The following is a 22,029-nucleotide window of genomic DNA, read 5'->3' on the forward strand; positions in this document are numbered from 1 at the left end:
ACCCCGGTCAGCCGAGGTCCTTGCCGTACCAGATCTGGGCGTACGGGCTGCTGCCGTAGGCCGGGATCTCCCGGTAGCCGTGCCGGACGTAGAGCGCCCGGGCCTCGACGAGGTCGAGCCGGGTGTCGAGGACGATCCGCTCGGCGCCGAGTGAGCGGGCGGCCTCGTCGACGGCGGCGAGCAGACGGCCGCCGCCGCCGGTGCCGCGCAGCCCGGGGCGGACGTAGACGCGGGTCAGTTCGACGGTGGCGGGGTCGAGCCGTCGCAGGCCGGCGCAGGAGTGGGCGACGCCGTCGTGGCGGCCGATCAGGAACAGGCCGTCCGGGGCGGCGAGGTCGTCGCTGGGGGTGTCGGCCAGGCCGGACTCCAGCTGCTCGGGGGTGCCGTCCCGGCCGAGGTGCAGCCGGTAGTAGCGGTTGGCCACCTCGTAGTAGTAGTCGCGCAGCAGCTCCAGGGCCTCGGGTGCGGTCACGTCGGCCGTGGTGACGGTCCAGGAGTCGGAGCGGCGGAGCGCGGTGTCGTTCATGTCCGCATGATCCGCTTTCCGGCTCCTTCCTCGCAATCCGTTTTCGGCGGCGCCCCTTCGGTACGGCGGCGGACGGCAAAGGAACGGCAAGCCGACCGGCGCGCCGTTGCCCCGCACGGGTGATGAGGGGGTTGACGGGGGTGCGGGGCGGGGGAGCAGTGCAGCTATGGACAGACCATCAGATTGTCTGAATAGTACGGATTTGAGGGGGCGTCAGAAGCGCCGGAGCGCAGTGCGGACCGGCCTGCTGGCGACCGTCTGCCTCTCCGCCGTCGTCGCCGGCTGCGCCGCTCCGGCCGGTCACAGCGGGCCGAAGGCCGCCCCGGCCCGGACCGGCGCGCCCCCCGCCGTCGAAGCCGCCGAGGCGCCCGGAGCCGCCGTCGAAGCCGCCGAGGCGCCCGGAGCCGCCGTCGAGGCCGTCGACCGGGGCGCGGCCCGCCCGGCCGCGGCGCCGCCGCTGCTGCCGGGCGTGGCCCGCAAGGAGGAGGAGACCAGCGGCGAGGCGGTCGCCCGCCAGGAGGCGGCCGTGCGGACCGCGCTGGAGACCGCGCAGCGCTGGGGCCTGGACCGCCCGCCACTGAAGCCCCTGGCGCGCCCGGCGACCAGGACCCCGCTCACCCCGGTCCAGGGCGTCAAGCTCGCGGAGGGCCGTCCGCCCGTGGTCTACCGGGTGCCGACCGACGACAAGGTCGTCTTCCTGACCGTCGACGACGGCGCCGAGAAGGACCCCGAGTTCTCCCGGATGGCCGACGAACTGGGAATCCCGATCAGCGCCTTCGTGTCCGACTACCTCGTCCGCGACAACTACGGGTACTTCCGCGACATGCACGCCCAGGGCGTGGAGATCAACAACCACACGATCAACCACCGCAACCTGAAGGTCCTGGACTACGAGACCCAGCGCCGGGAGATCTGCGACCAGCAGGACCAGCTGGAGCAGCAGATCGGCGTCCGCCCCCGGCTGTTCCGGCCGCCGTACGGCGAGTACAACGACGACACGCTGCGCGCGGCGGCCTCCTGCGGCGTGCAGGCCGTGCCGCTGTGGAACGAGGAGGCCTTCCCGGACCACATGGAGTGGCGCTACGACGACCGGGCGCTGCACCCGGGGGACATCATCCTCACCCACTTCCGGGGCGCCGACATCTGGAAGGCGTCCATGCCGGACCTGCTGCGCAAGGTCGTCAACGACGTCACCGCGGCCGGCTTCACCCTGGGCCGGCTGGACGACTACCTGTAGGGGCCGACTGCCTGCGGGGACGACCACCCGCAGGGGCGGCCGCCGACGGGGACGGCCGCCGGTGCGGTGCGGCTCAGCCGAGCGAGAGGGCGTCGAGGTACACCCAGGCGCCCTCGTGCCGCACGAAGCGGCTGTGCTCGGCGAGCACCCCCTCCTCGCGGCCCTCGGTCCAGTGCGCCCGGAAGGCGACCGTGCCCTCCGCGTGGAACGCGCCGCCCTCGCTGGTCGAGACCACTTCCAGCCGCGTCCAGCGCAGCGCCGGGTCGAAGTCGACCTCGTCGGGCCGGGTGTCCGGGTGCCAGGTCCGCAGCAGGTACGCCTCGTCCTGCGCGGCGAAGGCGCTGAACCGGGAGCGCATCAGCGACTCTGCGGTGGTGGCCGCCGCCTGGCCGCGGTGCAGCCGCCCGCAGCAGTCGCCGTAGGCGGCGGGCAGGCCGCACGGGCAGGGCGAGGAGGGCAGCAGTCGGGGAGCGGCCGGGCGGGGCTCGTGGCGACGTCGGGACATGCGGTCCATTCTTCCTCACCGCGGCGCGCCGCCGGCGCCCGGTCCCCGGTTCTCCCGCCCCGGTGACGACGCCCGGTTGCGGGGAGGCCCGGCGAGTCGCCCCGCACCCCCGGACGGTCACTGGTAGTAGTTGCCTGGCTGCGGAGCGGTCCGCCGCAGAGCCGGGCCCCGCGCGCCGACCGGGCGGGACGAACTCGACACCAGGAGCGGTCATGGGTGGCAGGCAGCGTCCGCCGCGGGCGCGGAACCCTCGCCGGGGCAGGCCCGCCGGCAGCGGCGGCCGGGCGGTCTCGCGGGTGGAGTTCGCCCGGATCGAGGGCTTCCTGGCCTGGGAGGCGGAGGTCGCGGCCGCCGAGCGGGACGCCCGGGTCTTCGCCGAGCAGTTCCCCTGGCTGCCGCCCGCCGAACGGGAGAGCCTCGAACAGGCCTACGCGGCCGACCGGCTGCGTTACGCCGAGGAGGTCGTGGACCGGGCCGTCGAGCGCTGCCGCCACCTCGCCGCGCGCTACCGCGCCGAGTGCCACCGGATCTGCACCCGCTGGGCGGCGCTCTGCCTCTCCGTCACCCTGGCGGCGGCGCTGTTCGCCGTGGTCCCGGCGGCCCTGCGGGGCTGACCGGCCGGTACGGACGACGAGGGCCCGCCGCGCCGTTCCCGGCGCAGCGGGCCCTCGTCCGTCGGGGAGCCCGGATCAGTGGTGGCCGTGGCCGCTGCTGATCTCCTGGTGCTCCTCGGCGGTGGGCTTGGCGATCTGGCTGCCCTCGCCGTAGAACCCGCGGGACAGCTTGGTCCGGGTACGGGTCCACAGGCCGGCCTTGCGGACCACCCCGTTCTCGTCCACCTCCGGCGGCAGGACCGTCGGCTGCGGCTGCTCGTGCGCCGTCAGCGTGTAGAGGCGGCCCTGCGGCAGCGGCGCGTGGATCTCGACGAACTCGCCGTGCTGGAGGCGCTTGATGACGCCGGTCTCCCGGCCGTGCAGCACCTTCTCCCTGTCCCGGCGCTGCAGGCCCAGGCACCACCGCTTGGTGATCACGAAGACGACCACCGGCACGGTGAAGAAGCCGATGCGCACCGCGTAGGTGATCGCGTTGATCGACAGGTGGAAGTGGGTGGCGAGCAGGTCGTTGCCGCCGCCGGCGAGCAGGATCAGGTAGAGGCTCATCCAGGCCGCGCCGAAGGCGGTACGGACCGGGGCGTTGCGCGGCCGGTCGGCGATGTGGTGCTCGCCCCGGTCCCCGGTGACCCAGGCCTCCAGGAACGGCCAGGCCCAGATGGCCATCAGGATGCTCGGGAAGACCACCAGCGGGATGAACACCCCGAGGTTGAGGGTGTGGCCGCCCCAGACGCTGATCTCCCAGCCCGGCATCACGCGGACCAGGCCCTCGGAGAAGCCCATGTACCAGTCCGGCTGGGCGTCCGTGGACACCTGGTCGGGCCGGTACGGGCCGTACGCCCAGATCGGGTTGACGGTGGCGATCGCCGACATGACCGAGACCGTGCCGAAGACCAGGAAGAAGAAGCCGCCCGCCTTGGCCGTGTAGACCGGCAGCAGCGGCATGCCGACCACGTTCTCGTTGGTCCGGCCGGGCCCGGCGAACTGGGTGTGCTTGTGGTAGAAGACCAGGATCAGGTGCGCCGCGAGCAGGCCCACCATGATCCCAGGGATCAGCAGGATGTGGACGGTGAACAGCCGCGGCACGATGTCGGTGCCGGGGAACTCGCCGCCGAAGATGAAGAACTGCAGGTAGGTGCCGACGATCGGGACGGACAGGATCGCGCCCTGCATGAAGCGGATGCCGGTGCCGGAGAGCAGGTCGTCCGGGAGCGAGTAGCCCATGAAGCCGTCGAACATGCCGAGGAACAGCAGCAGCGCGCCGAACAGCCAGTTGACCTCGCGCGGCTTGCGGAACGCGCCGGTGAAGAACACCCGCAGCATGTGCGTCAGCATCGAGGCGACGAAGACGATCGCGGCCCAGTGGTGGATCTGGCGCATCAGCAGGCCGCCGCGCACCTCGAAGCTGATGTCGATCGTCGAGGCGTAGGCCTCGGACATCGGGATGCCCTTGAGCGGGACGTAGCGGCCGTCGTAGACGACCTCGGCCATGCTCGGCTTGAAGAAGAGGGTCAGCCAGACGCCGGTCAGGATGATGATGACGAAGGTGTAGAGCGCGATCTCGCCCAGCATGAAGGACCAGTGGTCCGGGAAGATCTTGCGCAGGTTGGCCTTGGCCAGGGAGTAGATGCCGAGCCGGCCGTCGGCCCAGTCGGCGAGGGCCTCGGCCTTGTTCGCGGGCTCGTCGCGCGTGCTGGTCTCCGGTCCCGGCTGTGACTGCTGGTCGGTTCTCACGACGGGCTCCCCGGCGTCCTCGGCGTGCCGTGCTGGAGCCCCGTCGGCGGGAACGCAGGCCGGCGAAGTGTTGTGATCATGGGACCTCTCGATACGGGCCCGCCGGTCGGACCGGCGCGCGGACCGGGCCGGACCGCTGGACCCGTTGCTCAGGGTGATGGAGCGCTTACTCTGACATGCTGTCGGCAGGGGGCCGACTGTGCACGTCCATCGGTCCGTCCGGCCGCTCGTGTCGGGCCGGACGGGGGGCCTGACGCCCGATCGGCTGGCCGCCGGTCGGCCCAAGGGGCGCCGATGCTGCGGTCGGGTGCCGCTGAACCGTTTCGGCGCGTGCCGCGTCCGGGGGTCGCGCGCCCGGCGGCCTACGCTGCGCCAATGGTGGATCACCGTGAACTCTTCGAGGACGTCACCGGGGCCCTGGCCCGCGCCGGGTTCGACACCGCGCCGGGCCCCTCACCGCTGTCGATCGACCGCCATCCCGAGGGCGTGGTGGTCGGCTGGACGCCGGGGGGCGAACCGGACCGGCCGCCCGGCCGGGAGGCCCGCGCGGCGGTGAGCGGCGCGCTCACGCTCGTGCTGCGCGAGTGCGGCTTCCTGGTCGCCGAGACGGAGTCGGGTGATCTGCTGGTGCGTTCGGCCGAACCGGTGACGGTCCCGGCCGAGCCGGAGCCGGTGCCGGAGCAGTGGTGGGGGTGACGAGGGCCCCGCACGGCCCCCGCGGCGTCGGCCGCGGACCGCTCCGACGTGCCGGTTTGGGGAACGCCCGGGGGTTCTCATACCGAACCCTTACCTGAAGCGGGGGTGCAGTTGACCGGCCCGGCTCTAAGGTTTGCCTAAGCTAAGCCGAAGCGCCCTGGACCACGACGTCCGGGGCGTTCGGCTGTGCCGCTCCGCCGCCACCCGTGACGGGGCGAGAACAGGTGACGGCCCGGGGTGGCCCCGGGGGAGGAGCCCGCCGCATGTGGGATGAAGCGTTTCCCAGCTTCCTGATCGGGCTACGTGAAGGCCTGGAAGCCGGACTGATCGTGTCGATCCTGGTCGCCACGCTGGTCCGGGCGGGCCAGAAGGCCCGGTTGCCCCAGGTCTGGACGGGCGTCGCGGCGGCCCTCGCACTCAGCCTGAGCTTCGGCGCGGTGCTCACCTTCACCGCCGCCAACCTCTCCGGCCACGCCCAGGAGGCCTTCGGCGGGGTGCTCAGCCTGATCGCCGTCGGCTTCGTCACCGCGATGGTGTTCTGGATGCGCCGCTCGGCGCGCACCCTCTCCGCCGACCTGAAGGAGAAGGTCCAGGCCTCCCTGGCGATGGGCGCCGGCGCGCTGGTCCTCACCAGCTTCCTCGCGGTCGCCCGCGAGGGCCTGGAGACCTCGCTCTTCCTGTGGACCAACGTGCGCACCGCCGGCGAGTCCACCGGGCCGCTGCTCGGCGCGGCCGTCGGCCTGCTGCTCTCCGCCGGGCTGTGCTGGGGCCTGTACCGGCGGGCGCTGAAGATGAACCTCACCCGGTTCTTCACCATCACCGGCGCCGGGCTGATCGTCGTCGCCGCGGGCGTCCTCGGCTACGGACTGCGCGACCTCCAGGAGTCCGGACTGGTCGGCGGCGCCGGCTCGTACGCCTTCGACCTGAGCGGGCACCTGGACGCCTCGTCCTGGTACGCCACGCTCGTCCAGGGCACCCTCAATCTGACCGTCACCATGACGGTGCTGCAGGTCGTCGGCTACGTCGCGTACCTGGGCGTCGTGATGACCATGTTCATCGAGGGCATCCGGGGCGGCGCGGCTGCCCCGGCTGCTTCGTCGTCCTCGGCCCAGGCTTCGGCTTCGGCTTCGACGCCGGCCGCGGCTCCGGCTTCGTCTGCGGCCCCGGCGGCCCCGGCCGCGGGTGCCGGGCCGGTGCGCTCCGGGCGGCCGCGCTGGGTGCTGCCGACCGCGCTGGTCGCGGTCCCGGTGGTGGTGGCCGGCGCCGTGATCGCGGTCAGCGACGGCAAGCAGGACAGCTCCGCCACCGTCACCGTCTCCGAGCAGGACTGCGGCAAGGGCTTCGGCACCCCGCAGCCCGGCCAGCAGGTGTTCCAGATGCACAACGCCGGCGACAAGGTCTCCGAGGTGTACCTGGTCGACCCGGCCAGCGGCGCGGTCTACGGCGAGATCGAGGGCCTGGCCCCCGGCACCACCCGGGCCCTGACCGCCACCATCGGCTCCGGCGACTACGCCTGGCGCTGCGTGCCCACCGGCGGGAAGTCCGTCACCTCCCAGGCCGTGCACATCACCGGCGGAAGCAGCGGGGTCAAGGCCGTCAAGCCGGTCTCCGAGGACGACCTCAAGGGCCCGCTCGACAGCTACAAGGAGTACGTCGACCAGGGCCTCGCGACCCTCATGACGCAGACCCAGAAGCTCCAGGCCGACGTGCACTCCGGCGACCTCGCCACCGCCAGGGCCGACTGGCTCACCGCCCACCTGCGGTACGCCTCGCTCGGTGCCGCCTACGGCACCTTCGCCGACCTCGACGGCAAGATCGACGGCCGCCCGGACGGACTCGCCGACAAGACCCAGGACGCCGGCTTCACCGGCTTCCTGCGCCTGGAGTACGGCCTCTGGCACGGCCAGTCCGCCGCCGACCTGACGCCCGTCGCGGACGAGCTGGCGCAGAACGTCGCCAAGCTGGCGCACGACTTCCCGACCCAGGACTTCAACCCCGGCGACCTGCCGCTGCGCGCCCACGAGATCCTGGAGAACACCCTCCAGTTCGAGCTGACCGGCGACACCGACATGGGCAGCGGCACCAACCTCGCCACCGCCCAGGCCAACCTCGCGGGCACCCAGGAACTGCTGACCCTGCTGCAGCCGCTGCTCGACGAGCGCGACCCGCAGGTCCTGGTCCGGGTGAACGCGGGCATGAAGCGGGTCGGCGACCTCGTCGAGGCCGCCCGGAAGCCGGACGGCTGGACCCCGGTCGACCGGCTGCCCGCCGACACCCGCCGTCAGCTCAACGGCGCCACCGGCCAGCTGCTCGAAGACCTCGCTCCCATCCCCGCCCTGCTCGAGATCCGGAAGGCCGCCTGATGACCGACCACACCGCAGCCGCCGGCTCCTGCCCGTTCCCGCACGCCGCCGCGGGGCCCGCCACGGCGCCCACCGTGGAGGCCGTCGCGCCGCTCGCCGGCACCGAGGCGCAGGGCGGGTGCCCGGCCGGCCCGGCGCGGCGCAGCTTCGTCCGGGCCGCGCTCGGCGCCGGGGCCGGAGCCGCCGTACTGGCGGGCGGCGCCCTCACCCTCGGCGCCGGTCCGGCCGCCGCCGGGGACGGCAGCCAGGCGAAGAACGGGGCGGTGCCGTTCCACGGCGACCACCAGGCCGGCGTCACCACCCCGGCCCCCGGCTACGCGGCCTTCGTCTCCTGCCAGGTGATCGCCCAGGACCGCAAGGGCCTCGAAGGCCTCCTGCGGACCCTGACCGAGCGGATCCGCTTCCTCACCGCCGGCGGCACCCCGCCCGACCTCGGCGTCGGCGCGCCGCCCTCGGACAGCGGCACCCTCGGCCCGACCGTCCCCACCGACAACCTGACCGTCACCGTCGGCGTCGGAGCCTCGCTCTTCGACGACCGCTACGGGCTGGCCAAGGCCAAGCCGGTCAAGCTCGCGCCGATGAAGACCTTCCCCAACGACAACCTCCAGGCCGCCGAACTGCACGGCGACCTCTCGCTCCAGATCTGCGCCGACCGCCAGGACACCGTGCTGCACGCGCTGCGCGACATCACCCGGCACACCCGGGGCGCACTGCAGATCCTCTGGCGGATCGACGGCTTCCAGAACCAGTCCCGCCCGGACGGTGCCCAGCGCAACCTGCTCGGCTTCAAGGACGGCATCGTCAACCCGGACACCACCTCCACGCGGGAGATGGACCGGCTGGTCTGGGTCACCGACGGGACCGGCGAGCCCGCCTGGGCGACCGGCGGCAGCTACCAGGTGATCCGGATCATCCGGATGCTGATCGAGTTCTGGGACCGGGTCACCCTCAGCGAGCAGGAGAAGATGTTCGGCCGCCGCCGCGACACCGGCGCGCCGCTCGACGGCCACCGGGAGACCGACGCGCCGGACTACGCCAAGGACCCGGACGGCAAGGCGATCCCGCTCGACGCGCACATCCGGCTCGCCAACCCGCGGACCGCCGACACCGACGGCTCGCGCATCCTGCGCCGCGGCTTCAACTACGACCGGGGCATCGACAAGGCGGGCAACCTGGACATGGGCCTGGTGTTCTGCTGCTACCAGCAGGACGTGGTGCGGCAGTTCGAGGCCACCCAGACCCGGCTCATCGGCGAGCCGCTGGTGGACTACATCTCGCCGACCGGCGGCGGGTACTTCTTCGTCCTGCCGGGCGTGAAGGACAACGCCGACTGGCTCGGGCGCGGACTGCTGGCCGCCGTCTGACGGCTTCCCCGCAGTGACGACGGTGGGCCCGGTCTTGACGGTGGGCCCGGTCCCTGACGGTGGGCCCGGCCTGACGGCCACAGCTGTCCCGGCCTGACGGGCCCGTCCGACGGCGGTCCTGCGGGCGGGCCCGGTGCCTCGGCGCACCGGGCCCGCTTCGTGCCGTCAGCCGCCGAGCGTGAAGCCGATCACCGCGCCGCCGCCCTCCCGGTTGGCGGCGAAGGCGGCGCCGCCGTGCGAGCGGGCCACCTCGTGCACGATCGCCAGGCCCAGCCCCGAACCGGGCAGGCTGCGGGCGGCCGTGGCCCGGTAGAAGCGGTCGAAGAGCCGGTCGAGATCGGCCTCGTCGATGCCCGGGCCGCGGTCGCGCACCTCCACCCGGGTGCCCCGCACCACCACCTCGATCGGACCCGTCCCGGCCGGGTCGAACTTGGCGGCGTTGTCCAGCAGGTTGCCCACCGCGCGGGCCAGCGCGTCCGCGCGGGCGGTGACGACGGTGTCGTCCGCGTCGACCAGGATCTCCCGGTTGCCGCGCCGCCGGGCCTGGGCGACGGCCCCGCGGACCACCTCGGCCAGGACCAGATCCGTCGGCTGCTCGTCCGCCCGGCGGTCGGCGGCGAGCGCCACCAGCTCCTCCACCAGCAGGGTCAACTCCCGTGCCTCCTCCGCCAGATCGGCCATCAGCGCGACGCGCTCGGGCGGTGGCAGCCGGTCCATGGCGGGGAGCACCGAGAGATTGGTGCGCAGGCTGGTCAGCGGGGTCCGCAGCTCGTGCCCGGCGTCCTGGACGAGCCGGCGCTGGTTCTCCTTGGCGGTGGCGAGCCGGACCAGCATCCGGTCGAAGGCCCGGCCCAGCCGGCCCACCTCGTCCGTGCCGGCGGCGGGCACCGGGACGTCCAGGCGCCCGCTGGAGGCGACCAGTTCGGCCGCGTCGGTGAGCCGGACCAGCCTGCCCGTGATCCGGCCGGCCAGCAGCCAGCCGGCCCCGCCCGCGAGCACCGAGACGACCGCCACCAGCGCCGCCGTCCGGATCCGCAGCGCGGCCAGCAGGTGCTCGGTGGGACCGACCTGCTGGATGATCTGGACCGCGCCGCGGCCGCCGCCGAGCGAGACCACCCCCACCCGCAGGGTGTCGCCGTGCAGCCGGCGCACGCCGCTCGCGGTGCGGCCGGGCTCGACGGCCCGGGCGAGTTCGCGGTCGGCCGCGGTGAGCGGCAGGTCGAGCCGGGCGGTGCCGGGGAGCAGCCGGGCATCGGGGTCGAGCGCCTGCGCGGTCACCCGGATCGGGCGCAGCAGGTCGCTGCTCAGACCGCTCGGGCCGGCGAAGTCCCCCGGGAAGAGCACCTCCCGTTCGACCTGCCGGTCGACGGAGTCGACGGCCGCGGTGAAGTCGGCCGTCTCGTCGTCCCGGATCAGCCGGGCGGCGGCGTGGTAGCCGAGCGCGCCGATCAGCACGGCGACCAGGGCGGCGATCGCGGCGAAGGCGAGCGAGAGGGTGGTGCGCAGGCCCGGACGCGGCAGGTGCGGGCGGCGGCGGGCGGGGCCGGTCACGGCTCGCGCAGCGTGTAGCCGACGCCGCGGACGGTGTGGATCAGCGGGGGCAGGCCGGCGCGGTCGAGCTTGCGGCGCAGGTAGCCGATGAACACGGCGAGGTTCTTGGAGCCCGGGCCGAAGTCGTAGCCCCAGATCCGCTCGTACAGGGTCGCCTGGTCGAGGACGGCCCCGGCGTTGCGGGTCAGCAGCTCCAGCAGGTCGAACTCGGTGCGGGACAGCTCCAGTTCCCGCCCGGCGCGCCAGGCCCGCCGGGCGGGCGGTTCCATCCGCAGGTCGGCGACGGTCAGGACCTCGGCGTCCGGGGCGGGCGGGTTGCGGCGCAGCAGGGCGCGCAGCCGGGCGAACAACTCCTCCACGTCGAAGGGCTTGACCAGGTAGTCGTCGGCCCCCGCGTCGAGGCCGGCGATCCGGTCCGGGACCTCGACCCGGGCGGTGAGCATCAGCACCGGGGTGCGGTCGCCGGCGGCGCGCAACCGGCGGCAGACCTCCAGGCCGTCCGGCTCGGGCATCATCACGTCGAGCAGCAGGACGTCCGGGCGCTGTTCGGCGAGGACGGCCAGGGTCTGGGTGCCGTTCGCGGCGATCCGGACCCGGTAGCCCTCCAGCATGAGCGCGCGGGTGAGCGAGTCGCGGATGGCCCGGTCGTCCTCGGCGATCAGCACGGTGTGGGTCATGGGGAGGATTCTCTCCTGGCGTGCTCACGGCGGGTCCGGGCGGGTCGGGGCAGGAGTGGGGCGGGCCCGGACGGCCGCCGCTTTCGCGCGCTCCTTCGCAGGCGTACGGTGGCCACACGGTGGCGCGCCGCCGGGTGGGTCGCCGGGTCCGTGTCGACTCGCCCTGCCGGAGGCCGCGATGGCAGACCGGATGGCCTTCCTCACCACTCCGCGCGCGGAGCGGGAGCGGCGGGACGCGCAGGAGCGCCTGGGGGACTGGCGGGAGGTCTACCGGCCGGGGGCGCTGCTGCCACTCGTCGGTGGGCAGGCGGAGCGGTGCATGGACTGCGGGCTGCCGTTCTGCCACAGCGCCTGCCCGCTGGGGAACCTGGTGCCGGAGTGGAACCGGCTGCTCGCCGCGGCGGACTGGCGGGCGGCGGCGGCCCGGCTGCTGGCGACGAACAACTTCCCGGAGTTCACCGGACGGCTCTGCCCGGCGCCCTGCGAGAGCGCCTGCGTGCTGGCGATCGACGGGGCCGCCGTGGCCATCAAGAACGTGGAGCTGGCGATCGCCGACCGGGCCTGGGAGGAGGGCTGGGACGCGCCGAGGCCGCCCGGGCGGGGTGACGGCCCGGCCGTGTGGGGCGGTTGTGCGACAGGGGGCGGCAGTGCGGAGGGGAGCGGCAGTGCGGGGGGACGGGGAGGCGGTGCGGGGTGGGGTGATGCCCGGGCCGCCGGGGGAGGGAGCGGGCGGCGGGTCGCGGTGATCGGTTCGGGACCGGCCGGGCTGGCCGCCGCCCAACAGCTCACCAGGGCCGGGCACGCCACCACCGTGTACGAGCGGGCCGACCGCCCGGGCGGGCTGCTGCGGTACGGGATCCCGCCGTTCCGGCTGGAGAAGCACCGGCTGGAACGGCGGCTGGACCAGCTGCGGGAGGAGGGCACCGTCTTCCGCACCGGGGTGTGGGTCGGACGGGACGTGGCGGCCGAGGAACTGCGGGCCGGATACGACGCGCTGGTGGTCGCCGTGGGCGCCACCGCCTGCCGGGAGCTGCCGGTGCCAGGGCGCCGACTCCCCGGAGTGCACCCGGCGATGGAGTACCTGACCTGGGCGAACCGGGTGGACGAGGGCGACTGCCCCGTCTCCCCGGTCTCCGCCGAGGGTCGCGACGTGGTGATCGTCGGCGGCGGGGACACCGCGGCCGACTGCCTGGGCACGGCGCTGCGCCAGCACGCCGCCTCGGTCACCCAGTTGGACATCAACCCGTGCCCGCCGGACCACCGGGCGCCCGGGGAGCCGTGGCCCGTCCACCCCAAGGTGTACCGGGAGACCACTTCGCACGAGGAGTCCGGTGCCGCCGTGGCCGGGCCCCGGGTGTTCACGGCGGTCACCGTGGGCTTCGAGGCGGGCCCGGACGGGCGGCTCGCCGCCGTCCGCTGCGCCGAGGCGGAGCCCGCCGACCGCAGCCCGCGGGCCGGGACCGAACGGAGCCTGCCGGCGCAGCTCGCGCTGCTCGCGACGGGCTTCACCGGGCCGGAGCCGGACCAGCGGCTGATCGGCCGACTCGGCCTCGCCCTCGGGCCGGAGGGCACCCTGGCCAGGGACGACGACTTCGGCACCGCGGCGGAGGGCGTGTTCGTCGCGGGCGACGCCGGCCGGGGCCAGTCGCTGATCGTCTGGGCGATCGCCGAGGGCCGGGCGGCGGCCGCGGCGGTGGACCGCTACCTGCGGGGCCGCACCGAACTCCCGGCGCCGATCCGGGCCTCGGCGCGGGCACTGACGCTGTGAGGCGTCGGCGGTCGGGGGTGGGAGTTCGGTTGTCGGGCGGTGGGCGCCGGGGCCGGGCGCGGGGCGAAGGACGTGGGGTGCCGGGCGGGGGACCCGGACTCCCGGGTGGAGGGCGGCCGTCACGGCGCGGGCTCCCGAGCGGAGGGCGGCCGTCACGGTGCGGGCCCCCGGGTGGAGGGCCGCCGTCACGGCGCTGGCTCCATGGCCGGCCCGACCCGGTGCGCGCGCCGGTCGTAGCGCCAGAGTGCGGGTATCGCCGCGGACAGGGCGGCGGCGCTGCCGAGGCAGAGCAGGCCGCCGGTGCCCAGCGCGGCCCGGATGCCCTGCCGGGCGGCGAGCCCGCCCGCCCGTAGGTCGCCCAGGGCGGGCCCGGCGGAGCCGACCAGCATCTCCACCCCGGCTGCGCGGCCGCGCAGCCCGTCCGGAATGGACTGGTTCCAGATGGCGCCGCGGAAGGTGTCACCGATCCAGTGCCCGCCCCCGGCGACGGTCAGACAGAGCAGGACGGCCCACAGGCCCGGGGCGAACGCCGCCGCCGCCGTCGCCGCTCCGACGAGGGCGGCGGAGAGCACGACCACCCGGCCGTGCCGGTGCACCCGCTCCGTCCAGCCGCCCGTCGCCGCGGCGATCAGGCTGCCGGCCGCACCGGCCGAGTAGAGCAGGCCCAGCGCCCACGCCGCCTCCAGGTCCTCGGCCAGGAACGGGAACAGCGCGGTGGGCAGGGCGAACACGGTGGCCGCGAGGTCGGCCAGGTAGGTGCCGATCAAGTCCGGCCGTCGGGCCACGTACCGGGCGCCCTCGACGAACTCGCCCAGCTGTGGCCGTTCGGCGTCCCGGGCCGAGGGGACCGGGCGCATCCGGGCGAGGAAGACGATCGAGGCCAGGAAGGTGCCGACGTCCACCAGGTAGGCCGCCGGCGCCCCGGCGGTGGCGATCAGCAGCCCGGCGGCGGCCGGTGCGACCACCCCGCCGATGCTCCAGCGCAGTGAGAGCAGGGCACCGGCCGCCACCAGCTGATCGTGCGGGACCAGCCGGGGGATCATCGCCTCGAGCGAGGGCTGCTGGATGCCCTGGAGGGCCGCGGCCAGCCCGGCGGCGGCGTAGAGCGGCCAGACGGAGGGGGCGCCGAGCAGGGCGTGGGCCAGCAGCAGGGCGCTGAGCGCGGCCAGCGCGACCTCGGTGGCCAGGGCCACGGTGCGGCGGTCGGTGCGGTCGGCGAGGACGCCGCCGTACAGGCCGAACACGAGGGTGGGCACCAGCTCGACCGCGCCGACCGCGCCCACGGCCCACGGCGAGCCGGTGAGGTCGGCGATCTGCAGCGGGATCGCCGTCATGGTGAAGATCGAGCCGAACAGGGTGACCGTTCCGGACGTCCAGACCAGCCGGAAGTCCCGGGAGGAGCGCCAGGGCGCGGTGTTCGGGAGCAGCCTGGAGCGGAGGCGGTCGGGGGCCGAGGTCATACAGGTGCTCCTCTCATGGCCGTCGCCACCGCGAGGGCCTTCCTTATCGCTGATAAGTTCCAGCTCGGGAACTTATCGGCGATAAGGTGGGCCTGGCAAGCGATTAACCCGGGAGGGCGAACGGATGGCACTCAGCCGCGACGACGTGGTGCGCACCGCGCTGCGCCTGCTCAACGAGGAGGGCATCGAAGGGCTGACCACCCGCCGGCTCGCCCGCGAACTCGGCGTCCAATCGCCGGCGTTGTACTGGCACTTCAAGAGCAAGCGGGAACTGCTCGACCTGATGGCCGAGGCGATGCTCGCCGAGGCCCTGCCGCCCGACCGCGAACCGGACCCGGAGCACTGGCCCGACTGGATCGCGGCCGATGCCAGGGCCAAGCGCCACGCCCTGCTCGCCTACCGCGACGGCGCCCGGGTGCACGCCGGGACCCTGCCCACCGAGGACGAGCTGCCGGCCGTCGAGGCCCAGCTGAGCGCCCTCTGCCGGGCGGGCCTGCGCCCGCGCACGGCGCTGCGGCTGCTGCTGACCGTCGACCGGTACATCATGGGCTGGGTCACCGAGGAGCAGGCCTGGCAGCAGGACGCCGCCGGGCGCGGCGGAGCGCCCTTCCCGGACGAGGCGCTGCGCACGCTGCCGCTGCTGCGCGAGGCGGCCGACGTGCTGCGGATGACCGACCACGACACCGACTTCGAGTACGGGCTGCGGGTGCTGGTCGAGGGCTTCCGGGCGGAGATCGCCCGGGAGACGGCGGCGGGGGCCGGGGCCGGCGGACCGGTGGTGGCCGCCGGGCCGGAGGCGGCGGAGGGGGACGGGCCGGTGTGGCGCCACGACCGGCCCTGATCCCGGCGCCGCTTGACCTTGACACCGTGACAAGCCTTTCACTGTGGTCCAGGAGGTGGTCCTGATGACCAGGCCAGTGGAGGAAACGAACACGGGGCGGGCGCTCCGGGGGCTGGCGAGCGGCAGCTCGTCGGTCCGCTTGCAGGCGGCCTTGGCCGTGGGGACGGTCCCGGACCCGGCGTACGTCGACACGCTCGTCGAGCGGTGCGCGGTCGAGCCCGAGTTCTTCGTGCGCGAGATGCTCACCTGGGCGCTCACCCGCCACCCGGCGGCGTTGACGGTCCCGCTGCTCCTGGGCGAGGTCCGCTCGGAGCGTGCGCAGGCACGGAGCCAGGCGCTGCACACGCTGTCCAAGATCGGGGACCGGCGGGCCTGGCCGGCGATCACCCCGGAGCTGCTGGCCGACGCGGACGAGGAGGTGGCCCGGAGCGCCTGGCGGGCAGCGGTCGTGCTTGTACCCGAGGGTGAGGAGCGCGAGCTGGCCGTAGGGTTGGCGACGCAGTTCGGGCGCGGCACACGGGAGACGCGGCTGAGCCTCAGCCGGGCGCTGATCGGGCTCGGGGAGGTGATGGCGCCGGCACTGGTCGCCGCGACGATGGACCCGGACCCCCGGGTGCGCGCGCACGCGATCGCCACGGAACGGCTGTGGCACGACCCGGACGCCGGATTCGAGTTCGCGATCGAGGAGGCGAAGCGTGTCGTGGCCCTCGGCCCGCCCGAGGAGTGAGCGGGGGAGTGGGCCGGGGCGTGGGCCCGAGGAAAAGGCCGGGAGTGGGCCGGGGAGAGGGCGACGAGTGAGGGGCGACGGGCAGTGCTGATCGGTGACGTCGCGCGGCAGTCCGGGGTCAGTGCCCGGATGCTCAGGCACTACGAGTCGCTCGGCCTGGTGCGGCCGTCGGGCCGCACCGACTCCGGGTACCGGGAGTACTCCGACGAGAACATCCGGCGGATCCTCCACATCGAGATCCTGCGGTCCCTGGGGCTGTCGCTCCAGGAGGTCGGACGCGCCCTGGACGATCCCGCCTTCGCACCCCCGGAGCTCGTCGACGACCTCATCCGCCGGACCAGGGAGCGGATCGCCGCCGAGACGGAACTGCTCACCCGGCTCCGGCGGATCGGTGCCGCGGAGCCCGCAGGCTGGGAGGACGTCCTCCGGATCGTCGCGCTCCTCCAGGCGCTGGAGTCGAACAGTCCGGGGGCGCGGCAACGCGCGGCCCTGTCCGCGGCCTCCGCGGCCGAGGACGTTCCCGTGCCGGTGGACGCCCTGGCCGAGGCCGTGCTGGGCGAGTCGGACCCGGTCGTCGCCGGAGCCCTGCGCTGGGCCCTGGTGCGATCGGGCGAGGACGCGTCAGCTCTGCTCGCGGAGGGCCTCGGCTCACCCTCGGCCGAGGTGCGCGAGCGTGCCGTCCGGGCCATCGCCGAGATTCCGCACGGCGACTCGACCGCACGGTTGCGGGACGCCCTCGCCGACCCCGACCCGGTGGTCCGCGAGTGCGCGGCCCTGGCGCTCGGGGCACGTGGAGCGGCCGACGCGGTGCCGACGCTCCTCGACATGGTCGTCGTGGGGAGGAGCGACGCCGACGCGGCCGATGCGTTGAGCGCACTGGCAGCCGATCCCGTGGTGGCGGAGCGGATCGCCACCGGCTTCGTCGACCGGCTCGCCTCCGGCACCTCGGGAGCGTCCGCACGCCGACGGGTGGCGCAGGCGCTCGCGGACGTCCCGGGGGCCACGGCGTCCCGCGCCCTCGCGGACCTGGCGCAGGACGAGGACCGCGCCGTCGCGCTGACCGCGACGTACATCCGCGGGTTGCGTGACGCGCGCCGGCCGGCCTGAGCAGGCAGGTTGAGCAGGCCGGCAGAGGAGGCAGGTCCGATCAGGGGGCTCCGTTCCGGCCGGTCCGTGCCGGTCCGTGCGTCCCGGTCCGTGCGTCCTTGTCCGGGTGTTCCGGCCCCGGGGCCTGGGCCCTGGCCACTCGGTTCACCCGGTTTCAGGGGGCGCCGTCCGGGGTCCGCGCGTCGACCAGCATGCGGATGTCGTCGGCGGCCCGGAGGACGAACCGTTCGACCGGGACCACCCGATGGCCCGGCTCGGGCCGGAAGCGGAAGCGTTTGAGCAGGACGGCCAGCAGCAGCCGGGCCTCCAGCACGGCCAGGCCTGCCCCCTCGCAGCTGCGCGGGCCCAGGCCGAACGGGATCCAGGCCAGGCGCGGGCGCCCGGCCGACTCCTCCGGGGTGAACCGCTCGGGGCGGAACAGTTCCGGGTTCGGCCAGTACGCGGGGTTCAGGTGGACGGCCTGGATCGGGTAGAAGACCACCGCTCCGGCGGGGACCCGGTAACCGCCGACGGTCAGCGGGCCGGTGGTCCGCCGGGCGCCGTACGGGCCGGGCGGGCAGCGGCGCAGCGACTCCCGGAGGACCATCTCCAGGTACGGCAGCCGGGGCAGGTCGGCGTAGTCCGGTGCGGCGCGGTCGGCGAGGACGCGGTCGAGCTCCTCGGTCACGCGCTCGGCCGCTTCCGGGTGCCCGCCGAGCAGGTGCAGGGTCCAGGAGACGGCCACGCCGGTGGTGTGGTGGGCGGCGAGCATCGTCGCGAGGACGGTGTCGCGGATCCTCGCGGGGCTCTGACCGGCCTCGACGAGGGCGCCGATCAGGTCGCTGCGGTCGCTGCGGTCGTCGGGGCCGGCGGGGAGGCCCGGGCGGTGCGCCGCGATCACCCGGTCGACCGTCGCCCGCAGCCGGGCGAGCGCCGCTGCGGTGCGTTCGGCTCGCTGCGCCCGCGCCTCGGCGCCCGGTGCCTCGGCCTCTGGTACTTGGTAGAGGCGTCCCAGGTGGTCGGTGAGCACCGTCTCGAAGGCCTCGACCGTGCCGTCCGGGTCCTCGGCCTCGCCGCCCAGGGCGTAGGCGCAGATCATCCGGAGGGAGAGCCCGGTGAGCTCCCGTTGGAGCTCGACGGGCTCGTCGGCGGGCAGGGCGGCCCAGCGGTCGGCGAGTTCGGTCGCCAGGGCCGTGAAACGGGCGAAGTGCCGTTCGTGCGAGGGCCGTCCGGCGAGGACCGTGAGCAGCAGCCGGCGCCACGGGGCGTGCTCCTCGGCCGGGAGCACCTGGAGGTTCCCCGCCTCGAACAGCGGGTCCAGGAAGGAGAACAGTCGCTCGGGCCGCTCGTCGAGGTGGACCGTGGCCTCCAGCAGGACCGGGTCGGCGATCGACACGGCGGTCTCGGCGCCGGGCAGCTGGAACCGGACGACCGGCCCGAACTCGGCGTGCAGCCACAGTTGGTAGGCGTGCAGTCCGCCCGCCCGGGCGATGGCTCCTGCCCCGCCGTCCGGGTGGGGTTCGGGACCGGGGATGTTCATCGGACCTCCTGGTGACGACCGATCGGACTGGTGACGACCGATCGGATTCTGCCCGCCCGCGCCGGAAGCCGGAGGGCGGCGTACCGGCCCGGCGGGTCGCCGGCGTCCTCGTCGGCGTCATCGGCGACGGCCTGTTCGAAGGAGAAGGCCCCTGCCGGCTCATCCCAGGTACGGGGCGAGCGCGGCGGCGACGGCGGCGGCCAGGGTGAGCACCGCGGCGAAGGCGGTGGCGGCGCGCACCAGGGCGGCGGGGTGGGTCGCACCGTCCAGGCGGGCGAGCGTGCCCGCGGCGGCGGCCGCGAGGAGCGCGAACACGAGGACGAGTGCCACGGTGAGCAGGATGACGGCGGTACGGGTCACGGCGGACTCCTGAGAGCTGGCGGTGGGTCGGACGTGACCCAAGCTCGCGGAAACGGGGTCCGCTGTGGTCCGGAGCGGACGATGATGGACACCGTCGGACACCGTCGGACACCGAAGGTTCACGGAGGGTTGGGGGACGCGTGGGTGGGAGGCCGGATGGCCCGGGGAGCCCGAACGGGGCGCTCGAAGCACTGCGGGGGCGGCTGGCTGACGCCGTGGCACATGCGCGGATGACGAAGACCCAGCTCGCCTCCCGGGCCGACCTCAGCCGTACCACCGTCCACGAAGCCGTGCGGGACGGGGCGCCGCCGGCCTCGGCGGAGACGGTCGCCGCGCTGTCCCGGGCGCTCGGCCTGTCGGAGGAGGAGCAGCATGAGCTGCTGGAGCTGAGGCGCCGGGCGGTCGCGGAGTCCGTACCCGCCGGTCCGAGGGGTTCGGGCCCGGCGGTGGGTGCGGGGCCGGGGCCGGGTTCGGACGCGGGCCCCGGCAGGCCGATCGACGAGTGGGACCCGCACGCGCTGGAGGTCCATCCGGCGGGCACCGCCGCCGCCCCGGGTGCCCGGGACGGGCGGGTGCTGTCCGCCTACGTGCGCCGCGCCCACGACACGGTCCTGGCGAGGACGGTGGCCACGGCCGAGCGCGGCCGCAGCGGGATGGTGGTGCTCGTCGGGTCGTCCTCGACGGGCAAGACCCGCGCCTGCTGGGAGGCCGTGCAGCCGCTCGCCGCCGCCGGCTGGCGGCTGTGGCACCCCTACGATCCGACGCGCGCGGAGGCCGCGCTCGCCGACCTCCAGCGCGTCCGGCCACGCACGGTGGTCTGGTTGAACGAGGCGCAGCACTACCTCGGCGACGCGCAGGTCGGCGAGCGGATCGCGGCAGCGCTGCACACCCTCCTGACCGAGCCCTGCCGTGCACCGGTCCTGGTGCTGGGCACGCTGTGGCCCGAGTACGCGGACCGGTACACCGTCATCCCCGCGTCGGCGCAGGACCCGGACCCGCACAGCCGGGTCCGTGAGCTGCTCGCCGCCCGTACGCTCACCATTCCGGAGTGCTTCGACGACACGGCGCTGGCCGCCGCGGAGGTCCTCGCCGAAGGCGGCGACCGGCTCCTCGCCGACGCCCTCACTCGGACCCGTTCCCACGGGCGCCTCGCCCAGGACCTGGCCGGCGCACCGGAGTTGTTGCGCCGCTACGAGACCGGGACCCCGCCGGTGCGGGCGCTGATCGAGGCCGCGATGGACGCCCGCCGTCTCGGTGTCGGCCTGCACCTGCCCCACCGGTTCCTGGTCGACGCCGCCGCCGACTACCTCACCGACCAGGACTGGGACGACCTCACCGAGGACTGGGCCGAGGCCGCCTTCGCGGACCTGGCCCGGCGGGTCCACGGCAAGCAGGCGCCGCTGCGCCGCAGCGGATCCCGTCCCGCCCGGCGGTCCCCGGGACGACCGGACTCCGCTCCGGGCTCGGCTCCGGGCTCGGCTCCGGCCGAGGGGCCGGCGGCCGCAACCGCCGCCGGTCCGCTGTTCGTTCTGGCCGACTACCTGGAACAGTACGGTCGCACCGCCCGCCGCCGGATCTTCCCGCCCGCGTCGTTCTGGTACGCCGCCGACGCCCACCTCACCCGCCCCGAGGACCTCAACAACCTCGCGGGCGCCGCGCATCGCAGGTACCGCCGGCAGTGGGCCCGGCACCTCGACCGGCGCGCCCTCGACGCCGGCCATGTTCCGGACCTGTTCGATCTGGCGCTGCAGCGGGAGCGCGAGGGGGACTGGGGCGGTGCGGACAGCCTCTTCCGTCAGGCCGCCGAAGCCGGTGAGCGGCGTGCGGCGCGCGAGTTGATTCGGATGCTGGTGCGGGTGGGGGATTCGGAAGGCGCGGAGAAGGCCGCCCTTCGGGCTGCCGAGGGCGGTGAACCCGGCGCCCTGACGGAATTTGCCGAGCATCGCGAGCGGGCGGGGGACCGGGACGGCGCGGACGCGTCCTACCGGCGGGCTGTCGCGGCGGGCGACAGGCTCGCCGTCTACCGGCTGGTCCGGCTGCTGGAGGAGGCGGGGGACCGGACGGAGGCGGAGGCGGTCGCTCTTCGGGCGGCGGAGGACGGCGACCCCGGGGATGTGACGACGTTGGCCCGGAAGCGGGAGCTGGCGGGGGACCGGGAGAGCGCGGAGGTGCTCTACCGGCGTGCCGTCGACGCCGGCGACATCAAGGCGGTGCTCATGCTGGCCCGGATGTGGGAGAAGTCGGGGGCGCTGGAGGGCGCGGAGGAGCTCTACTGGCAGGCTGCGGAGGCCGGTTCCTCCCATGCCGTGGTCATGCTGGTCCGCCTGCGGGAGCGGGCGGGGGACCGGGACGGCGCCGAGGCGATCGTCCGACAGGCCGTCGATGTCCGGCACCCCGGCGCGTTGGCCGGACTGGCCGGGTACCGGGAGCGGTCGGGGGACCGGGAGGCGGCGAAGGTGCTCTACCGGCACGCCGTCGACGCGGGGCACCGCGATGCCCAGGGCGAGCTCGTCCGGTTGTGGGAGGAGACGGGGGAGCACGCGGAGGCGGAGGCGTTCGCCCTGCGGGCCGTCGAGGAAGGCCGGGTCCGGCCGGTGTACGCGCTGGTCCGGGCGCGGCAGTGGAGGAAGGACCGTGAGGGTGCGAAGGGCTTCCTGCTGAGGGCTGTCGAGGTCGGCCACTCCAAGAGCCTGATCGGGCTGGCCGAGTTGCTGGAGTCGATGGGGGAGCCGCGGCGGGCGGAGGTCCTCTACCGGCGGGCTGCCGACGCCGACCACGACCGGGCCCTGGTGGCGCTGGCCGAGCTGCGGGAGAAGGCCGGTGACCGTGAAGGGGTCCGGGCGCTCCACCGGGAGGCCGCCGACATCGGCGTGGAAGGGGTTCAGATCGGGCCGTACGGGCTCGATCTGGCCGGGGATCCGATCACCGGGGAGAGCTGAGGACGCCTGTGGCCCGTCGGTGCCCGGGCGTGAGGCCGGCCGGT

Annotated in this window: 18 protein-coding genes; 10 read left to right on the forward strand and 8 right to left on the reverse strand. The window is 74.7% G+C overall.

Annotated features, from left to right (window positions below; translation table 11 throughout):
• Window positions 1–7 precede the first annotated feature (7 nt).
• Window positions 8–526, reverse strand: coding sequence for a GNAT family N-acetyltransferase (locus tag ACFQ6N_RS18215; protein ID WP_380650103.1), 519 nt, complete (start codon window positions 524–526; stop codon window positions 8–10).
• 202 nt (window positions 527–728) lie between these two features.
• Between ACFQ6N_RS18215 and ACFQ6N_RS18220 the strand changes: the two genes are divergently transcribed.
• Complete coding sequence (locus ACFQ6N_RS18220) at window positions 729–1,763, forward strand: polysaccharide deacetylase family protein (protein ID WP_380650104.1); 1,035 nt, start codon at window positions 729–731, stop codon at window positions 1,761–1,763.
• Window positions 1,764–1,836: 73 nt separating this feature from the next.
• Here ACFQ6N_RS18220 and ACFQ6N_RS18225 read toward each other — a convergent pair whose 3' ends face one another.
• The gene (locus ACFQ6N_RS18225; protein WP_380650105.1) at window positions 1,837–2,268 is read right to left on the reverse strand and encodes a YchJ family protein; all 432 of its coding nucleotides are present in this window, start codon (window positions 2,266–2,268) and stop codon (window positions 1,837–1,839) included.
• A 212-nt stretch (window positions 2,269–2,480) separates the two neighbouring features.
• Between ACFQ6N_RS18225 and ACFQ6N_RS18230 the strand changes: the two genes are divergently transcribed.
• Window positions 2,481–2,882, forward strand: coding sequence for a hypothetical protein (locus tag ACFQ6N_RS18230; protein WP_380650106.1), 402 nt, complete (start codon window positions 2,481–2,483; stop codon window positions 2,880–2,882).
• Window positions 2,883–2,957: 75 nt separating this feature from the next.
• On the opposite strand, the gene ACFQ6N_RS18235 is transcribed toward ACFQ6N_RS18230, so the two are convergent.
• The gene (locus ACFQ6N_RS18235; protein ID WP_380650107.1) at window positions 2,958–4,613 is read right to left on the reverse strand and encodes a cytochrome bc complex cytochrome b subunit; all 1,656 of its coding nucleotides are present in this window, start codon (window positions 4,611–4,613) and stop codon (window positions 2,958–2,960) included.
• Between the two features lie 375 nt (window positions 4,614–4,988).
• Between ACFQ6N_RS18235 and ACFQ6N_RS18240 the strand changes: the two genes are divergently transcribed.
• From ACFQ6N_RS18240 to efeB, 3 genes are all read left to right on the forward strand, one after another.
• Window positions 4,989–5,309 (forward strand): hypothetical protein, encoded by a 321-nt coding sequence (locus ACFQ6N_RS18240; protein ID WP_380650108.1) that lies wholly within the window; start codon window positions 4,989–4,991, stop codon window positions 5,307–5,309.
• Between the two features lie 263 nt (window positions 5,310–5,572).
• Entirely contained in the window at window positions 5,573–7,672 is a 2,100-nt protein-coding gene (gene efeU, locus ACFQ6N_RS18245; RefSeq protein ID WP_380650109.1) for an iron uptake transporter permease EfeU, read from the forward strand.
• Window positions 7,672–9,036: an iron uptake transporter deferrochelatase/peroxidase subunit gene (gene efeB, locus ACFQ6N_RS18250; protein ID WP_380650110.1), complete on the forward strand. Its 1,365-nt coding sequence runs from the start codon at window positions 7,672–7,674 to the stop codon at window positions 9,034–9,036. Before efeU ends, efeB begins: the two co-directional genes overlap by 1 nt.
• Before the next feature lie 165 nt (window positions 9,037–9,201).
• On the opposite strand, the gene ACFQ6N_RS18255 is transcribed toward efeB, so the two are convergent.
• Both ACFQ6N_RS18255 and ACFQ6N_RS18260 read right to left on the reverse strand, forming a co-directional pair.
• On the reverse strand, window positions 9,202–10,587 hold the full coding sequence (locus ACFQ6N_RS18255; RefSeq protein ID WP_380650111.1) for an ATP-binding protein: 1,386 nt from the start codon (window positions 10,585–10,587) through the stop codon (window positions 9,202–9,204).
• The gene (locus ACFQ6N_RS18260) at window positions 10,584–11,264 is read right to left on the reverse strand and encodes a response regulator transcription factor (protein ID WP_380650112.1); all 681 of its coding nucleotides are present in this window, start codon (window positions 11,262–11,264) and stop codon (window positions 10,584–10,586) included. The genes ACFQ6N_RS18255 and ACFQ6N_RS18260 overlap by 4 nt, the downstream gene beginning before the upstream one ends.
• A gap of 178 nt (window positions 11,265–11,442) precedes the next feature.
• Here ACFQ6N_RS18260 and ACFQ6N_RS18265 point away from each other — a divergent pair, with 178 nt between their 5' ends.
• The gene (locus ACFQ6N_RS18265) at window positions 11,443–13,032 is read left to right on the forward strand and encodes a glutamate synthase subunit beta (RefSeq protein ID WP_380650113.1); all 1,590 of its coding nucleotides are present in this window, start codon (window positions 11,443–11,445) and stop codon (window positions 13,030–13,032) included.
• Between the two features lie 185 nt (window positions 13,033–13,217).
• Here the strand turns inward: ACFQ6N_RS18265 and ACFQ6N_RS18270 are convergent, their stop codons facing one another.
• Complete coding sequence (locus tag ACFQ6N_RS18270; RefSeq protein WP_380650114.1) at window positions 13,218–14,492, reverse strand: MFS transporter; 1,275 nt, start codon at window positions 14,490–14,492, stop codon at window positions 13,218–13,220.
• Window positions 14,493–14,616: 124 nt separating this feature from the next.
• Here ACFQ6N_RS18270 and ACFQ6N_RS18275 point away from each other — a divergent pair, with 124 nt between their 5' ends.
• From ACFQ6N_RS18275 to ACFQ6N_RS18285, 3 genes are all read left to right on the forward strand, one after another.
• Complete coding sequence (locus tag ACFQ6N_RS18275; protein WP_380650115.1) at window positions 14,617–15,333, forward strand: TetR/AcrR family transcriptional regulator C-terminal domain-containing protein; 717 nt, start codon at window positions 14,617–14,619, stop codon at window positions 15,331–15,333.
• Between the two features lie 64 nt (window positions 15,334–15,397).
• Window positions 15,398–16,060 (forward strand): HEAT repeat domain-containing protein, encoded by a 663-nt coding sequence (locus tag ACFQ6N_RS18280; protein WP_380650116.1) that lies wholly within the window; start codon window positions 15,398–15,400, stop codon window positions 16,058–16,060.
• Between the two features lie 84 nt (window positions 16,061–16,144).
• Window positions 16,145–17,167: a HEAT repeat domain-containing protein gene (locus ACFQ6N_RS18285; RefSeq protein ID WP_380650117.1), complete on the forward strand. Its 1,023-nt coding sequence runs from the start codon at window positions 16,145–16,147 to the stop codon at window positions 17,165–17,167.
• 154 nt (window positions 17,168–17,321) lie between these two features.
• Here ACFQ6N_RS18285 and ACFQ6N_RS18290 read toward each other — a convergent pair whose 3' ends face one another.
• A complete protein-coding gene (locus ACFQ6N_RS18290) occupies window positions 17,322–18,686 on the reverse strand; it encodes a cytochrome P450 (RefSeq protein ID WP_380650118.1) in 1,365 nt (454 codons plus the stop codon).
• A gap of 159 nt (window positions 18,687–18,845) precedes the next feature.
• Window positions 18,846–19,046 carry a hypothetical protein gene (locus tag ACFQ6N_RS18295; protein WP_380650119.1) on the reverse strand — a complete coding sequence of 67 codons (201 nt, stop codon included), beginning with the start codon at window positions 19,044–19,046 and terminating at the stop codon, window positions 18,846–18,848.
• Window positions 19,047–19,276: 230 nt separating this feature from the next.
• Here ACFQ6N_RS18295 and ACFQ6N_RS18300 point away from each other — a divergent pair, with 230 nt between their 5' ends.
• Window positions 19,277–21,985 carry a hypothetical protein gene (locus ACFQ6N_RS18300; RefSeq protein WP_380650120.1) on the forward strand — a complete coding sequence of 903 codons (2,709 nt, stop codon included), beginning with the start codon at window positions 19,277–19,279 and terminating at the stop codon, window positions 21,983–21,985.
• Window positions 21,986–22,029: the final 44 nt, after the last annotated feature.

The organism is Kitasatospora sp. NPDC056446, from assembly GCF_042796115.1.
Classification (GTDB): Bacteria; Actinomycetota; Actinomycetes; order Streptomycetales; family Streptomycetaceae; genus Kitasatospora.